We start from the raw sequence: 16253 nt of genomic DNA, 5'->3' as shown, positions 1-16253 counted from the left end.
GCTACCAGCTTTCGACGGACGATTCAGGATCACTCCTGCCCAATCGACTCCAAAAACTCCGACCGCTCGTCACTCATCCGCGCCACGCAATCATTTTGCGCAATGTTGAAGGCTTTACTGCCGCTCGTCGCCGGGAACGCTTCCACCGCGCAATCGGCATCCCGGGTCTTCAGCCATTGTTGTTGCGCAGTCTTGATTTTGGCGGTGATGTCGGCCAGTTGCGCCTTGTTACTGCCGTAGCGCGTTTGCATGCGCTCGCTCAGGTTTTGGTAGTTGTCGCTCAGCAGTTGTTCTGCGGTATTCCTGCTGTAAGCCGAGCATTCCAGAGTCTGGACTTCGTTTGCGACGGCGTCGCAGGGGTTGTCGTCGGCTTCTTCGGCCGCCTGTACGCCGGTCGCTATCAGTGCCAAAGCCAGGAAGATTGATTTCATTGCGTCGCCGCCCCTAAATTCAGTAATGCATCCAGTGATGCGGCGAATTCTGGCCCATGCGAACGGGCTTGAACAGGTAGGCAATCATGTCGGTTGGCGACCCTTTGTCGCGGATTGACGCTTTCGGCAATTCCCCTGTCGTTTTTGCACCCGGCTGCACCGTCCCTCAGGCATATGCTGGCCCCAAAGCGCCGGCACACGATTCGGCGCATGAATCGCTAATAGGGGACTGCCTGATGAGCCCAGCCGAATTACACGCCGACAGCATCGTTATCGACGGCCTGATCATTGCCAAGTGGAACCGTGAGCTGTTCGAAGACATGCGCAAGGGCGGTCTGACCGCGGCCAACTGCACCGTGTCGGTGTGGGAGGGCTTCCAGGCCACTGTCAACAACATCGCCGCCAGTCAGAAGCTGATTCGCGAGAACAGCGACCTGGTGATCCCGGTGCGCACTACCGCCGACATCCGCAAAGCCAAGGAGCAGGGTAAGACCGGCATCCTGTTCGGCTTCCAGAACGCTCACGCCTTCGAAGACCAGATCGGCTATGTCGAGGTCTTCAAGCAGCTGGGCGTCGGTATTGTGCAGATGTGCTACAACACCCAGAACCTGGTCGGTACCGGTTGCTACGAGCGCGATGGCGGCCTGTCGGGTTTCGGTCGTGAAATCGTTGCCGAGATGAACCGCGTTGGTGTCATGTGCGACCTGTCCCACGTCGGCTCGAAGACCTCCGAAGAAGTCATCCTCGAATCCAAGAAGCCGGTCTGCTACTCCCATTGCCTGCCGTCGGGCCTGAAAGTGCACCCGCGCAACAAGTCCGATGAAGAACTGAAGTTCATCGCCGATCACGGCGGTTTCGTCGGCGTGACCATGTTCGCGCCGTTCCTGGCCAAGGGTATCGATTCGACCATCGACGATTACGCCGAAGCCATCGAATACACCATGAACATCGTCGGCGAAGACGCCATCGGCATCGGCACCGACTTCACCCAGGGCCATGGCCAGGACTTCTTCGAATACCTGACCCATGACAAGGGCTACGCCCGCCGTCTGACCAGCTTCGGCAAGATCATCAACCCGCTGGGCATCCGCACCGTGGGCGAGTTCCCGAACCTGACCGAAACCCTGCTCAAGCGCGGCCATTCCGAGCGCGTCGTGCGCAAGATCATGGGCGAAAACTGGGTCAACGTTTTGAAAGACGTTTGGGGCGAATAAGCCGCCGCATCTGAAGAATCCTTTCCCCCGGCCGTTCGTGCCGGGGGCAACACAACGAATTTTCTGGAGTTAAGTTTCCATGGCCAAGATCGCCCCGCAATTGCCAATCGAAGTCGACAGCGAAACCGGTGTCTGGACCTCCGACGCCCTGCCGATGCTGTACGTGCCGCGTCACTTCTTCGTCAACAACCACATGGGCATCGAGGAAGTGCTGGGCGCCGACGCCTACGCCGAAATCCTCTACAAGGCCGGCTACAAGTCCGCCTGGCACTGGTGTGAAAAAGAAGCTGAATGCCACGGCCTGGAAGGCGTCGCGGTGTTCGAGCACTACATGAAGCGCCTGTCGCAGCGCGGCTGGGGCCTGTTCAAGATCCAGGACATCRACCTCGACAAAGGCACCGCCAGCGTCAAGCTCGAACACTCCGCATTCGTCTACGTGTACGGCAAGGTCGGGCGCAAGGTCGACTACATGTTCACTGGCTGGTTCGCCGGCGCCATGGACCAGATCCTGGCTGCTCGCGGCAGCAAGATCCGCACCGTCGCCGAACAAGTTTACGGTGGCTCCGAAGAAGGCCACGACGACGGTTTGTTCACCGTCAAGCCGTTGTAAGTCGAGGAACCCGCCATGGCTTTCGAAGCAATGTTCCAGCCGATCCAGATCGGCAAACTGACCATCCGCAACCGCGTGCTCAGCACCGCGCACGCTGAGGTCTACGCCACCGACGGCGGCATGACCACCGATCGGTACGTCAAGTATTACGAAGAGAAAGCCAAGGGCGGGATCGGCYTGGCGATTTGCGGCGGTTCCTCCAGCGTGGCCATCGACAGCCCGCAAGGCTGGTGGAAGTCGGTCAACCTGGCCGACGACCGGATTATTCCGCACTTCCAGAACCTGGCCGATGCCATGCACAAGCATGGCGCCAAGATCATGATCCAGATTACCCACATGGGTCGCCGCTCCCGCTGGGACGGTGAGCATTGGCCAACCCTGCTGTCGCCGTCGGGCATCCGCGAGCCGGTGCACCGCGCGACCTGCAAAACCATCGAGCCGGAAGAAATCTGGCGGGTGATCGGCAACTACGCCAGCGCCGCGGCGCGTGCCAAGGCCGGTGGCCTGGATGGCGTCGAGCTGTCTGCCGTGCACCAGCACATGATCGACCAGTTCTGGAGCCCGCGAGTCAACAAGCGTACCGACGAATGGGGCGGCAGCTTCGAGAACCGCATGCGTTTCGGCCTGGAAGTGATCAAGGCTGTGCGCAAGGAAGTCGGTCCGGACTTCTGCGTTGGTATCCGTATCTGTGGTGACGAATTCCACCCTGATGGCCTGAGCCATGAGGACATGAAGCAGATCGCCAAGTACTACGACGACACCGGCATGATCGACTTCATCGGTGTCGTGGGCTCGGGTTGCGACACCCACAACACCCTGGCCAACGTTATTCCGAACATGAGTTATCCGCCGGAGCCGTTCCTGCATCTGGCTGCCGGTATCAAGGAAGTGGTGAAGGCTCCCGTGCTGCACGCGCAGAACATCAAGGACCCGAACCAGGCAACCCGTATTCTGGAAGGCGGTTACGTCGACATGGTCGGCATGACCCGCGCTCACATCGCCGACCCGCACCTGATCGCCAAGATCAAGATGGGCCAGGTCGACCAGATCAAACAGTGTGTGGGCGCCAACTACTGCATCGACCGTCAGTACCAGGGCTTGGATGTCTTGTGCATCCAGAACGCCGCGACCTCCCGTGAATACATGGGCGTGCCGCACATCATCGAGAAATCCACCGGGCCGAAGCGCAAAGTCGTGGTGGTCGGTGCCGGCCCTGCCGGGATGGAAGCTGCTCGTGTATCGGCCGAACGTGGTCACGACGTGACCCTGTTCGAGAAGAAAGAATTCATCGGCGGGCAGATCACTACCGCGTCGAAAGCCCCGCAACGGGACCAGATTGCCGGTATCACCCGTTGGTTCCAGCTGGAACTGGCGCGTTTGAAAGTCGACCTGCGCCTGGGCGTAGCGGCGGATGCGGCGACCATTCTCGACCTGCGTCCGGACGTCGTGGTGCTCGCTGTCGGCGGCCATCCGTTCCTGGAGCAGAACGAGCACTGGGGCGCGGCTGAAGGCCTGGTGGTCAGCAGCTGGGACATCCTCGACGGCAAAGTGGCGCCGGGCAAGAACGTGCTGGTCTACGACACCATTTGTGAGTTCACCGGGATGTCGACGGCCGACTTCCTCGCCGACAAGGGCAGCCAGGTCGAGATCGTCACTGACGACATCAAGCCGGGCGTGGCCATCGGCGGTACGTCGTTCCCGACTTACTACCGCAGCATGTACCCGAAAGAAGTGATCATGACCGGCGACATGATGCTGGAAAAGGTCTATCGCGAAGGCGACAAGCTGGTGGCGGTACTGGAAAACGAATACACCGGCGCCAAAGAGGAGCGGGTGGTGGACCAGGTGGTCGTCGAGAACGGCGTGCGTCCGGACGAAGAAATCTACTACGCCATGAAGGAAGGCTCGCGCAACAAAGGCCAGATGGACATCGAAGCCCTGTTCGCGATCAAGCCACAACCTTCGCTGAGCCAGGCGGGCGACGGCTACTTGCTGTTCCGCATCGGCGACTGCGTAGCCCAGCGCAACACCCACGCGGCGATCTATGACGCGTTGCGGTTGTGCAAGGATTTCTAAGCCGGGCTAACCCCCTGTAGGAGCTGCCGGAGGCTGCGATCTTTTGATCTTGGTATGTCGCGCCTCATGAAGATCAAAAGATCGCAGCCTTCGGCAGCTCCTACGCCGACCGCGTTTCTCCAAGATGTACTGGTGGGAGCTCCACATGTTGAACACCCTTCTTCCAATCCTGTTGTTTGCTGCCCTGGGCCTGGCTGTCCTGGGCGCGTTGCGGCGGGTGGCTATGTGGCGTCAGGGCCGGGCTTCGAAAGTCGACCTGATCGGCGGTCTGTTCGCCATGCCCAAGCGTTACATGGTCGATTTGCACCACGTCGTCGCGCGGGACAAATACATCGCCAATACTCACGTCGCCACGGCCGGTGGTGCGGTGGCGTCCATTGTCCTGGCGATTCTGGTTCACGGTTTCGGCCTGCATAACCGCATTCTCGGTTATGCGTTGCTGTTGATGACGGCAGTGATGTTCGTCGGTGCGATCTTTGTGTTCCTGCGCCGCCGCAACCCACCGGCCCGGTTGTCCAAAGGTCCGTGGATGCGCCTGCCGAAAAGCCTGCTGGCATTCTCGGCGTCGTTCTTCCTGTTGACCCTGCCGGTGGCGGGCATCCTTCCGGAAAACTTCGGTGGTTGGGTGCTGGCGGCGATCCTCGGCGTCGGCGTGCTGTGGGGCGTGTCGGAACTGTTCTTCGGCATGACCTGGGGCGGGCCGATGAAGCACGCCTTCGCCGGTGCCCTGCACCTGGCCTGGCACCGTCGCTCTGAACGGTTTGGCGGTGGTCGTTCCACTGGCTTGAAGCCGCTGGATCTGAACGACCCGACCGCGCCACTGGGCGTGGAAAAACCCAAGGATTTCACCTGGAACCAACTGCTCGGCTTCGATGCCTGCGTGCAGTGCGGTAAATGTGAAGCTGCGTGCCCGGCGTTCGCCGCCGGCCAGCCGCTGAACCCGAAGAAACTGATTCAGGACATGGTCGTCGGTCTGGCCGGTGGCACCGATGCCAAGTTCGCCGGCAGCCCCTACCCAGGCAAGCCGATCGGTGAGCACGCCGGTAATCCGCATCAACCGATCGTCAATGGTCTGGTGGACGCTGAAACCCTGTGGTCCTGCACCACGTGCCGTGCCTGTGTCGAGGAGTGCCCGATGATGATCGAGCACGTCGACGCCATCGTCGACATGCGCCGCCATCTGACCCTGGAAAAAGGCGCGACCCCGAACAAGGGCGCCGAAGTCCTGGAAAACCTGATCGCCACCGACAACCCTGGCGGCTTCGCGCCGGGCGGGCGGATGAACTGGGCGGCGGATCTGAACCTGAACCTGCTCAGCGAAAAGAAAACCACCGACGTGCTGTTCTGGGTCGGCGACGGTGCCTTCGACATGCGCAACCAGCGCACCCTGCGCGCCTTCGTCAAAGTGCTGAAAGCGGCCAAGGTCGACTTCGCAGTGCTGGGCCTTGAAGAGCGCGACAGCGGTGACGTGGCTCGGCGTCTGGGCGACGAGGCGACGTTCCAGCTGTTGGCCAAACGCAACATCCAGACCCTGGCCAAATATCGCTTCAACCGCATCGTCACCTGCGACCCGCACAGCTTCCATGTGCTGAAAAACGAATACGGCGCCTTCGATGGCAACTACCTCGTGCAGCACCACAGCACTTACATGGCGGAGATCATCGGCGAAGGCGCACTGAACCTCGGTCAGCACAAAGGCAACAGCGTGACTTATCACGACCCGTGCTACCTCGGCCGCTACAACGGCGAATACGAGGCACCACGCGAAGTGCTGCGCGCCCTGGGCATCGAGATCAAGGAAATGCAGCGTTCCGGTTTCCGTTCGCGCTGCTGCGGCGGCGGTGGCGGTGCGCCGATCACCGACATTCCGGGCAAGCAACGGATCCCTGACATGCGCATGGAAGACATCCGCGAAACCGGCGCCGAACTGGTGGCCGTGGGTTGTCCACAGTGCACCGCGATGCTTGAGGGCGTGGTCGAGCCACGGCCGTTGATCAAGGACATCGCCGAACTGGTGGCTGATGCGCTGCTCGAAGACGCCGCGCCGGGAAAGCCCTCGGCACCGGCCAAACGTGAACCTGCGGAGGTGCATTGATGAGCGACATTATCCGCCGCGACCCTCGCGCTGAATGGATCGCCCGCAACCGTCTGCACCCGCTGCACGCGGCCATGCAACCGGCGCAACACAGCTGGATGGGGCCTAACGGCGTCATCCGCAAGAATCCTCACGGGATCGGTTTTATCGGTCCCAACGGGATCAAACGGATCGACCGCAGTGGCGCTCAGCAAGGCGGGGCGACTAAACGCTCGGCCACGGTTGAAGTGCAATTGCCGCTGCATCAAGTGGCTGCACCCGCGTTCTACATCAGCGTGGTGCCGGACATGGTCGGCGGCCGCTTGAGCAGCCACGACCGCGATTTGCTCGGCCTGGCCCATCAGTTGGCCGGCAAGGACGGCGCGGTATTGGCGGTGGTCTTCGGTGAGCACAAGGAAAACGCCTTCGCCACGGCTGGCGTTGACCGCTTGCTGGTACTGGAAGGCGACGAATTCAGCGGTTATGCACCGGAACAACGCGTCCAGGGCCTGCGGGCTGTGGATAACCAGTTCAGCCCGCGTCACTGGCTGCTGCCGGACAGCCGCAGTGGTGGCGGCGAGCTGGGTCGACGCTTTGCTGCCGCACTGGGCGAACGCCCGGCCACGCGGGTCTGGCAGGTCAAGGATCAAGAGTGCATCGGCCGTGCCGGTGCCGGTTTGCAGGACCTTGCGCGGCCAGTGGCACGCCTGATTCTGGCGGCTGCCGAATGCGCCGAACCGGTCAGCGAAACCCGTCACGAAGCGTTGCCGGTGGAGTTATCCACAACGGTCGCTCGCAGCCTGTCGCGGATCGAAGATCTGGGCGCGGTGGCGGTGGACCCGGCGGCGATTCCGATGGCCGAAGCCGAGTTCATCTTCTCTGGCGGCAACGGGGTCAAGGACTGGGGACTTTTCCACAGGACGGCCGAAGCGTTGGGCGCGACCGAAGGTGCGTCGCGGGTGGCGGTGGACGATGGTTTCATGGCACGCGACCGTCAGGTCGGCGCGTCCGGCACCTGGGTAACCGCGCGGGTTTACGTGGCGGTGGGGATTTCCGGGGCGATCCAGCACCTGCAAGGCATCGGTGCCTGCGACAAGGTGGTGGCGATCAACCTCGATCCGGGTTGCGACATGATCAAACGGGCCGACCTGTCGGTGATCGGCGAGAGCGCCGAGATTCTTCAAGCCTTGATCGATGCGGTAGAGGCTTACCGCAACGACGCCAAGCGCGATGCGGCTTAAGGGAAGGAAAGGGTTATGAGCACGAAAATCATCAGCCTGGTGTCCATCGGCGCCCACCCGACCTCCGGCCGGCCGCGCCGCGCCGAGCAGGACGCGCGGGCCGTTGAGCTGGGTCTGCAACTGGCTGGGGATAACCTGCAAGTGCTGCACGCCGGCGACGTTGCGGAACCGGCGCTGCGTGCCTATCTGGGCATGGGCCTGGAACAATTGCATGTGCTGGAACAACCGGTCGGCGCAGATGCGCTGCCAGCGTTGACCGACTATTTGCGTGACGCCGGGGCGCAGGTGGTGTTGACCGGCAGCCAGGCGGAAACCGGTGAAGGCTCGGGCATGTTGCCGTTCCTGCTGGCCGAAAGCCTCGGCTGGCCGCTGGTGGTGGGGTTGGCGCAAGTCGAATCCATCGACGGTGGTTCGGCGCTGGTACTGCAAGCCTTGCCTCGCGGTCAACGCCGTCGCTTGAAAGTGCGCCTGCCGTTTCTGGCGACTGTGGATAACGCAGCGCCCAAGCCTCGACAAAGTGCCTACGGTCCGGCGCGACGCGGGGTGTTGCAGGCCGATGAAGTTGAAGTGGTCGACGATGAACTGCTGGCGGTGGCCACGCTGCAACCGGCCAAGCCACGACCCAAACGCTTGAAAGTGATCAAGGCCAAGAGCGGTGCCGACCGCATGAAAGCCGCGACGGCCAAGGCCAGTGGCGGCGGTGGGCAAGTGCTCAAGGGCGTGACCGCGCAGGCGGGCGCTGAAGCCATCCTCAAGTTGCTGATTGAAGAAGGCGTGGTCCGTCAGGGTTGAGCGATAGCGACAACCGGTCATAAAACCGTTGGCCTGGCCGGTTGTGACGCATCAACCTGCACGCTAAGAAGGTCGCTCGTATTCTGGGGAGTTACATCAATGGAAGTTGAATTTCGTCCGGCATTGCGCACGGATGCGCGCGAGATTGCCCGTTTGTTCCAGATTTCGTCAGAGGGCGCTTCGGATTACATCTGGAGCCAGCTGGCGGAGCCCGGGCAGGATCTGCTGGAAGTGGGGGCCATTCGTTACGCCCGTGAAGATGTCGATTTCTCCTATCAGAACTGCGTTATCGCGCAGGCACAGGGGCGGGTCATCGGCATGATGCACAGTTACGTGACGCGTCACGATCCGTTGGCGGCTCCGGTGACTGATCCGGTCCTGGCGCCTTACGCCGACATGGAAGTCCCCGATACCCTTTATATTTCGAGCCTGGCCCTGCATGAGGGGTGGCGAAACAAGGGGCTGGGTGTGCGCTTTCTGGAGCACGCTCAACATCGCGCTGATCAACTGGAACTCAACGGCCTGAGCCTGATCGACTATGCAGCGAATACCGGGGCCCGGCGTTTTTATGAGCGCCATGGTTTTGGGATCGTCAAAACTTGTCAGGTCGTTCCTCATCCGATGATTCGGGTGACGGGTGATGCCTATCTCATGCATCGGGCTTAGGGGCTTCCCGTTTTTGATGGAGTACATATCCGTTTCTGCGGTCACGGCGGCTGGCGGTTTCGCTTTTACAGCGAGTCACTTTCGAAAAGCGCGAAAGTAACCAAAGCGCTTTTGCCCCTCCATTCGGTGCCTCGCCTAGGCTCGGCATGCCCTCACTCCGGCATTGCTCCGGGGGCCCGCCGCCATCGGCCATCCATGGCCGGGGGCGGCTACCGCGGCATCCTTGCCGCGGTGCCCCCTGCGCAACGCCTGCGTTCGGCCTCTGGGAAAGGGGCGGCAGATCCAAAGCCAAAGCAGAAGCCACAGCAAGATCAAAAGATCGCAGCCTCGCTTCGCTCGACAGCTCCTACAGGGAAATGTGTGCACGTGAGATCAGGCCGGCCGGTAGGCCGCCTTGCTTTTGATTTTGACGCACCGCCCCCTCGAGAGGCCGAGTGGAGGTTCTGCGCAGTGGGCAACCCGGCATGGATGCCGGGTTAGCCGCCCCCGGCCATGGATGGCCGATGGCGGCGGGCCCACGGAGCAGGACCGGAGCGAGGGTATGCCGAGCCTAGGCGAGGCACCGAACGAAAGGGGCAAGAGCCCTTTGGTTACTTTGGGGCTTTTCCAAAGTGACTCGCTGTAAGAGCGAAACCGCCAGCCGTCGTTACCGCAGAAATGGATATGTACTCCCGATACCGTAGATGCGGGGCAAGTATCTGGGTTACCCACAATCCCTGTTAGCGCTTCTGTGGATAACATGTTCGCCCCTCGCCACACCCCATGCCAATCAAGCCCTGCAGCCCTCCGTACAAAAAACAACCAGCCTAAGCCACGGTTTTTTCGGGCTTTTTCCACAGAGTAACGTCACTCACTGGCTGGCACTTGCCCCCAATCTCTGTTGGCGCTTCTGTGGATAAGATGTTCGCTGTCCGCTACAGGCCATACAGATCGCGGATTTCAGTGGATTGATCAAATATTGTTCAATTCGGCGTTTTCCTCCGCTAATCGTCCCGTAAACCCCGAATCCTCGCGGGTTTGAGCGGTTTTCCACAGAGACCGCAAAGTTGCCCCCAAAGTCTGTTGGTGCTTCTGTGGATAAGGTGTTCGCCATCCCCTGCACGCTATGTAAAACGTGGCCTGTAAGCTTCTGATTAAAAAACAACCAGTGCCTGGCTAAAACCCTGCTTCTGGATAAGTCACGGTTTTTCTTCGGTTTTTGTGAATAGATTTAGCCTGTCACCCGCCGTTGTCCCCATTTGCTGTGGGTGGAGATGTGGATAACTTGTTCGCTGAACCCTGTAAGCCACGGCCCGTATAGGCCGGAACGCGATAGATCAGATTTCATACAGTTCTAAGGCACTTCCTTGACTTCGATCTGTCGCCTGTCTTCACTCTCATGGCACACGGACAGCCATCGCTTATCCACATCTGGTTCAGGGAGAACGCGTGATGGATAGCCAGCCACATCGCTCGCAGCCACATTCGCACCCCAGCCCCTGCGTGACCTGTGTCCCGACATCCGCCACCTCGTTGCACAAGCGGATTCATCGTCGCGCCGCCAATCAGCGCGCTCGTCTATAGCGCCTGGTCTCCTTATGCCATAACGCCGCTGCCATTGAGACCCGACCGTGCCCGGTGACCAGGCGTTTGTTCGTCTATCGATTGCAGGCAACCGCAGAGTTGCTCCATCTGCCTGAGAGGAAATGACCCATGACACGGATCGCCACGCCCATCAGCGATATCAAGGAACATTACGACGTGATCGTCATCGGCTCCGGCTACGGCGGCGGGATCGCGGCGTCGCGCCTGTCCCGGGCCGGCAAGCGGGTATGCCTGTTGGAGCGAGGCCGGGAAATCCAGCCCGGCGAATACCCCAATACGATGCTGGCGGCCACTGAAGAGCTGCAAGTGCATGACCCGGACGGGCACATCGGCTCGCGCACCGGGCTGTTCGACCTGCACGTCAACGCCCAGCAGAACGTAGTGGTCGGTTGCGGCCTGGGCGGCACGTCGCTGATCAACGCCAACGTCGCGCTGGAACCGGAGCCCGGTGTGTTCGACGACCCGCGTTGGCCGCAGGCGGTACGTGAACATCGTGACACGCTGCTCAAGGACGGTTACGCCCGGGCTCGGGAGATGCTCAAGCCCAATCCCTATCCGAAAACCGCTCCGACCTTGCCCAAACTCGAGGCTAACCAGAAGTCGGCCGATTACCTCAAGCAAGGCGCGCACTTCTACAAGCCGCCGATCAACGTGACTTTCGACAAACTGCCGAACAACCTCAACCACGTCGGCGTCGAGCAATTGCCGTGCAACCACTGCGGCGACTGCGTTTCGGGCTGTAACAACAAGGCCAAGAACACCACGTTGATGAATTACCTGCCGGATGCCTGGAACCACGGCGCGGAGATTTTCTGCCAGGCCGAGGTGCGGCATCTGGAGCGCGACGGCGACGGCTGGATCGTGCACTTTCAATACCTGGACAGCGGCCGTGAGAAATTCTCCGCGCCGACGCTGTTCGTCAAGGCGGACATTGTCGTGGTGTCTGCCGGCACCCTGGGCTCCACCGAAATCCTCCTGCGCTCTCGGGACAAAGGCCTGTCGACGTCCAATCAGCTTGGCGAAAACATGAGCGGCAACGGCGACATCCTCGGTTTCGGCCACAACTGTGATGAAACGATCAATGGCATCGGTTTCGGCGCCCATCCGGCCAAGGAGATGAAACCGGTCGGCCCGTGCATCACCTCGATCATCGACATGCGCACCGAAGGCGACTGGCGCAGCCGCATGGTCATTGAAGAAGGCTCGATCCCCGGCGCGCTGGGCCGGCCGATGGTGCCGAGCATGGCCACATTCGCCGGGTTGATCGGCAAACCCACCGATGACAGCTTCACCGGCAAGCTCAAGTACGCGGAGCGTGAAACCGACAGTTTCCTGCGCGGCCCGTACCACGGCGCCCTGCACAACATGCAGACCTACCTGATCATGAGCCACGACGACGGCAAGGGGCGCATGGTGCTCGACAGCAAGGATCAGTTGCGCATCGACTGGCCGGGCGTTGGCGAGCAGGAGAACGTCAAGATCGGTAACGAGCGCCTGCACCAGAGCACCAAGGCCTTGGGCGGGATCTGGGTTGAGAACCCGATCTGGACCGAGCTGCTCAAACACAGCATTGTTTCCGTGCACCCATTGGGCGGTTGTGTGATGGGTGAGGATGCAGCGCAAGGCGTGGTCAACCACAAGGGCCAGGTGTTCAGCGGCGTCAGCGGCACCGATGTCTATGCCGGGCTGTACGTGGCCGACGGCGCGGTGATCCCGACCTCACTGGCGGTCAATCCGCTGCTGACCATCTCTGCCGTGAGCGAGCGCAACATGGGCCTGCTGGCCGCCGATCGCGGGTGGCACATCGACTACACACTGCCCTCGGCACCGCGTAAGCCGGTGGTGGCGCCGACCCTCGGCGTGCAGTTCACCGAAACCATGAAGGGCTATTTCTCCAAAGATTTCACCCAGCCCCAGGGCACCGATCTAAAACTCTACGAAGCGGCGGCCAAACGCGGCAAGTCGGATAACTCTCCGATCGAGTTCACCTTGACCATCACCGCCAACGACCTCAATCGCATGATCAAGGAGCCGGAACACGCCGCGACGCTGGTCGGTACCCTGGATGCGCCGGGGCTGTCGCCCGAACCGCTGACCGCCAGCAATGGTGTGTTCAATCTGTTCGAGGAGTATCAGGAACAGGTCGGCGTGCGGCACATGAACTACGACATGAAACTGACCGCCGAGGACGGCAGCGATTATTACTTCAGCGCATTCAAGACCGTGCCCGAAGACAACGGCGTGCTGAACGTCTGGCACGACACCAGTACGCTCTACGTGACGTTGTATCGCGGACCGGACAAGACGGGCGAAGTGATCGGCTCGGGGGTGATGCACATCGAGCCGGCCGATTTTGCCAAGCAGATGACCACCATGAAGGTGCTCAATGCACGCAACGAACGCGAGCGCATTGAGGGGCTGGCGCGGTTCGGCAAGTTCTTCGCCGGCATCTTGTGGGAGAGCTACGGCGGGGTATTCGCCGGCGATATCTACTTCAACCCCGATGCGCCGCCCCGGCAGAAACGGCCGCTGGATGCGCCGACGCCAAGCGTGCAGTTCTTCCAGACCGAAGACAGCGTCCAGCTACGCCTGACCCGTTATCAGGGCGGCAGCAAGGGGCCGGTGATGCTGGTGCATGGTTTGGGGGTGGGCTCGAATATTTTCTCCACCGACACTATCCAGACCAATCTGCTGGAATACCTGTGCAAGCACGAGTACGACGTCTGGCTCCTGGATTTCCGGGTCAGCATCCTGCTGCCGGCCAGCAAACACGAATGGAACGGCGACCAGATTGCCCAGTACGACTTCAAGGCCGCCATCGAGCATATCCAGCAGGCAACCCTCGCCGCTGACGTGCAGTGCGTGGTGCATTGCTACGGCGCGACGACCTTCTTCATGTCGCTGCTGGCCGGTTTGCAGGGCGTGCGCTCGGTGGTCTGTTCGCAGATCGCCGCGGACACGGTGGTCGCCACCGCAACGGGGCTGAAGGCCGGTCTGCATTTGCCGGGGATGCTCGACGCCATCGGCATCAAATCCCTCACCGCGTATGCCGACAACAAGGAGAGCTGGTTCAACAAACTCTACGACAAGGCCCTCAACATCTACGCCCGCATCGAGGCTCAAGGTTACTGCACCAACCCGGTGTGCCACCGCATCACCTTCATGTACGCGTCGCTGTACCGCCACGACACACTCAACGAAACCCTGCACGACAACCTGCACGAGTTGTTCGGCGAGTCGAACATACAGACCTTCGAGCACCTGGCGCTGATCCTGCGCAAAGGCCATCTGGTGGACTTCAAGGGCCAGGACGTCTACATGCCGCACTTCGACCGGCTGACCATGCCGATCTGCTTCATCAGCGGCGAAGACAACCAGTGCTACTTGCCCGAAAGCACGCTCAGGACCTATGAGCGCGTGTGCAAAGTCCATGGACCGGAGCGCTACAGCCGGCATGTGGTACCGGGTTACGGGCATATCGACTGCATGTTCGGCAAGAACGCGGTGGTCGATGTGTACCCGATCATCCTGCAGCACCTGGAGAAAACCGCTCAGGGTTGACGCACTCACCGTAGGAGCTGCCGCAGGCTGCGATCTTCTGATCTTGATCTTTTAGAGGCAAAAGATCGCAGCCTGCGGCAGCTCCTACGGGGCGGTGTCGCGCTTGAAATGGACAAAAGGAAAGGGATGCCATGGACAGTTACATCCGCTGGTTTCAACGCTTCATCTGGATAGGCATCGCAATGAACATGGTCTTCGCGATTCCGGCGCTGTTCGCGCCGGCGTTGCTGACCTCGATGCTCGGGATGCCTCCTCAGCTCTCCGATCCTTGGCTGGAGAACGCCGGCATGTTGCTGGTGGGGATCAGCCTGTTTTACATGCCGTCAGGCTTCAATGCTCCCAAATATGTGGTGCATTCGTGGCTGTGCGTGTTGTCGCGGTTGGTCGCCGTGGCGTTCTGGATCTACCTGATCAACACCAGCAACCAGGCCCAGGTGTTTGTGCCGATGCTGCTGGGCGATCTGGGCATGTTCCTGATCCTGGGGATTCTGCTGTACCTGGGCAGCGCGCCGGCCAATCGGCCGTTCGCGTTGCTTCGCGACGGCTGGCGTGAGTGGTGCGCAGCGTGGGCGCGACGCTGGAAGCGGCACAGCTTCAAGGTCGCCACACTGGTCGTGGTGCTGGCGCTTGGGTTTATCAGCTACGAAACCTGGTACCAGATGCTGCGAGTGGTGCCGGCCGAGCAATAYGCTTCCGACGAAGACCACTACAAGTACGCCGCTATCGGCTTGGGCATCGAAGCGCGGATTCCCTATTACCTGTTCGCCGTGTTGCCGCAGATGTGCCCGGAGAAACTGCCGAAGCCCGGCGGCTACGAAGTGTTCGGTTTCCTCTACGAGAACGGCAAGGACCTGCCGATCGGCATGGCCAAGCGGCAGATCGGCTACCCCACCGTGGAGCCCAACTGCGCCTTGTGCCACACCGGCTCCTACCGCGCCAATGCCAGCGACGTTGCTACCCCGGTGGCCTCCGCGCCGGCCAATACCCTGCAACTGCAGGCCTTCCAGTGGTTCGCCTACGATTGCGCCAGCGACCCGAAATTCACTCCCGACGCGGTGATGACTGCGATCAACAGCAAGTTCCAGCTTGGGTTTTTCGAGCGGCTGTACAACCGTTATCTGATCATCCCGATGGCCACCAGCGCGCTGATCAAACAGAAGCAGGCCTACGCCTGGCAGCAACTGCGCGCACCGCAAGGGCCGGGGCGTACCGACACCTTCAACCCGACGAAAATGGTGGTGTTCGGCTTCCCGGATGACTCGACCATCGGCACCGTCGACTTGCCGCAAGTCTGGAACCAGAAACCCCGGGAGTCGCTGTACTTGCACTGGGACGGTAACAACAACGACATCCATGAGCGCAACTACGCGGCGGCCATGGCCGTGGGCGCGACACCGGAGTCGGTGCTGCCGGACAGCTTCAACCGGGTGACCAATTGGCTGCTGGGCCACAAGGCACCGGCCTGGCCGTTCGCGCTGGATCAGGCCAAGGTCGCCCGGGGTAAGCCGGTCTGGGAAAAAAATTGCGCCAGTTGCCATGACTTCGGTCGCACCGACACCGGTCAGGTCACCACCACTATTGATGAACTGGGCACCGATCCCCATCGGCTGAACTCGTTCACCACGGGGCTGGTGACGGCTTTCCACGGCTTCAAGAAACCGCCGTTCGACTTTGGTGCCTACCGCAAGACCCAGAGCTATAGCAACACACCCACCGACGGCATCTGGTTGCGCGCGCCGTACTTGCACAACGGTTCGGTGCCGACCCTGTGGGATTTGCTGCAACCACCGGAACTGCGGCCGCAGGTGTTCTTCACCGGTTCCGACATTTACGACAAGGACAAGGTCGGCTTCGTCACCAGTGGCGAGCAGGTGAAAGCCTCGGCGGACTTCAAATACGACACGCGTCTGGAGGGCAACCACAACGGTGGCCACCTGTACGGCACGCAGTTGTCGGAACTCGATAAGCGGGCGCTTATCGAGTTCATGAAAACCCTGTGATCCC

General features: G+C 61.0%; 10 protein-coding genes. 9 read left to right on the top strand and 1 reads right to left on the bottom strand.

Translation table 11 applies throughout. The annotated features are described in order from the left end of the window. Window positions 1-29 precede the first annotated feature (29 nt). Complete coding sequence (locus AC1D2Q_RS19100; RefSeq protein WP_258671396.1) at window positions 30-431, bottom strand: lysozyme inhibitor LprI family protein; 402 nt, start codon at window positions 429-431, stop codon at window positions 30-32. A gap of 236 nt (window positions 432-667) precedes the next feature. Between AC1D2Q_RS19100 and AC1D2Q_RS19095 the strand changes: the two genes are divergently transcribed. From AC1D2Q_RS19095 to AC1D2Q_RS19055, 9 genes are all read left to right on the top strand, one after another. Further along, window positions 668-1645 (top strand): dipeptidase, encoded by a 978-nt coding sequence (locus AC1D2Q_RS19095; RefSeq protein ID WP_007907542.1) that lies wholly within the window; start codon window positions 668-670, stop codon window positions 1643-1645. Between the two features lie 79 nt (window positions 1646-1724). Further along, window positions 1725-2255 carry a DUF5943 domain-containing protein gene (locus AC1D2Q_RS19090; protein ID WP_477814189.1) on the top strand — a complete coding sequence of 177 codons (531 nt, stop codon included), beginning with the start codon at window positions 1725-1727 and terminating at the stop codon, window positions 2253-2255. Between the two features lie 15 nt (window positions 2256-2270). Further along, complete coding sequence (gene dgcA / locus AC1D2Q_RS19085; RefSeq protein WP_086944436.1) at window positions 2271-4331, top strand: dimethylglycine demethylation protein DgcA; 2061 nt, start codon at window positions 2271-2273, stop codon at window positions 4329-4331. A gap of 145 nt (window positions 4332-4476) precedes the next feature. Next, window positions 4477-6426, top strand: a complete 1950-nt coding sequence (dgcB, locus tag AC1D2Q_RS19080; RefSeq protein WP_018928784.1) for a dimethylglycine demethylation protein DgcB — start codon at window positions 4477-4479, stop codon at window positions 6424-6426. Next, a complete protein-coding gene (etfA, locus tag AC1D2Q_RS19075) occupies window positions 6426-7646 on the top strand; it encodes an electron transfer flavoprotein subunit alpha (protein ID WP_477814188.1) in 1221 nt (406 codons plus the stop codon). Before dgcB ends, etfA begins: the two co-directional genes overlap by 1 nt. Before the next feature lie 15 nt (window positions 7647-7661). Further along, the gene (etfB, locus tag AC1D2Q_RS19070) at window positions 7662-8438 is read left to right on the top strand and encodes an electron transfer flavoprotein subunit beta (RefSeq protein ID WP_018928786.1); all 777 of its coding nucleotides are present in this window, start codon (window positions 7662-7664) and stop codon (window positions 8436-8438) included. A gap of 99 nt (window positions 8439-8537) precedes the next feature. Next, window positions 8538-9104 carry an N-acetyltransferase family protein gene (locus AC1D2Q_RS19065; RefSeq protein WP_477814187.1) on the top strand — a complete coding sequence of 189 codons (567 nt, stop codon included), beginning with the start codon at window positions 8538-8540 and terminating at the stop codon, window positions 9102-9104. A gap of 1692 nt (window positions 9105-10796) precedes the next feature. After that, window positions 10797-14249, top strand: a complete 3453-nt coding sequence (locus tag AC1D2Q_RS19060; protein ID WP_477814186.1) for a GMC family oxidoreductase N-terminal domain-containing protein — start codon at window positions 10797-10799, stop codon at window positions 14247-14249. 131 nt (window positions 14250-14380) lie between these two features. Then, complete coding sequence (locus AC1D2Q_RS19055; RefSeq protein ID WP_477814185.1) at window positions 14381-16249, top strand: c-type cytochrome; 1869 nt, start codon at window positions 14381-14383, stop codon at window positions 16247-16249. The last annotated feature ends 4 nt before the right edge of the window (window positions 16250-16253 follow it).

Source organism: Pseudomonas sp. P1_A1, from assembly GCF_056406935.1.
Note: the sequence above shows the minus strand (reverse complement) of the source record. Positions and strands in the feature narration are given on the sequence as shown.

Coding starts and splice junctions, on each gene's coding strand:
- etfA (WP_477814188.1), top strand. CDS start 6,426: ATGAGCGACATTATCCGCCGCGACCCTCGCGCTGAATGGATCGCCCGC.
- AC1D2Q_RS19060 (WP_477814186.1), top strand. CDS start 10,797: ATGACACGGATCGCCACGCCCATCAGCGATATCAAGGAACATTACGAC.
- etfB (WP_018928786.1), top strand. CDS start 7,662: ATGAGCACGAAAATCATCAGCCTGGTGTCCATCGGCGCCCACCCGACC.
- AC1D2Q_RS19095 (WP_007907542.1), top strand. CDS start 668: ATGAGCCCAGCCGAATTACACGCCGACAGCATCGTTATCGACGGCCTG.
- AC1D2Q_RS19065 (WP_477814187.1), top strand. CDS start 8,538: ATGGAAGTTGAATTTCGTCCGGCATTGCGCACGGATGCGCGCGAGATT.
- AC1D2Q_RS19100 (WP_258671396.1), bottom strand. CDS start 431: ATGAAATCAATCTTCCTGGCTTTGGCACTGATAGCGACCGGCGTACAG.
- dgcB (WP_018928784.1), top strand. CDS start 4,477: ATGTTGAACACCCTTCTTCCAATCCTGTTGTTTGCTGCCCTGGGCCTG.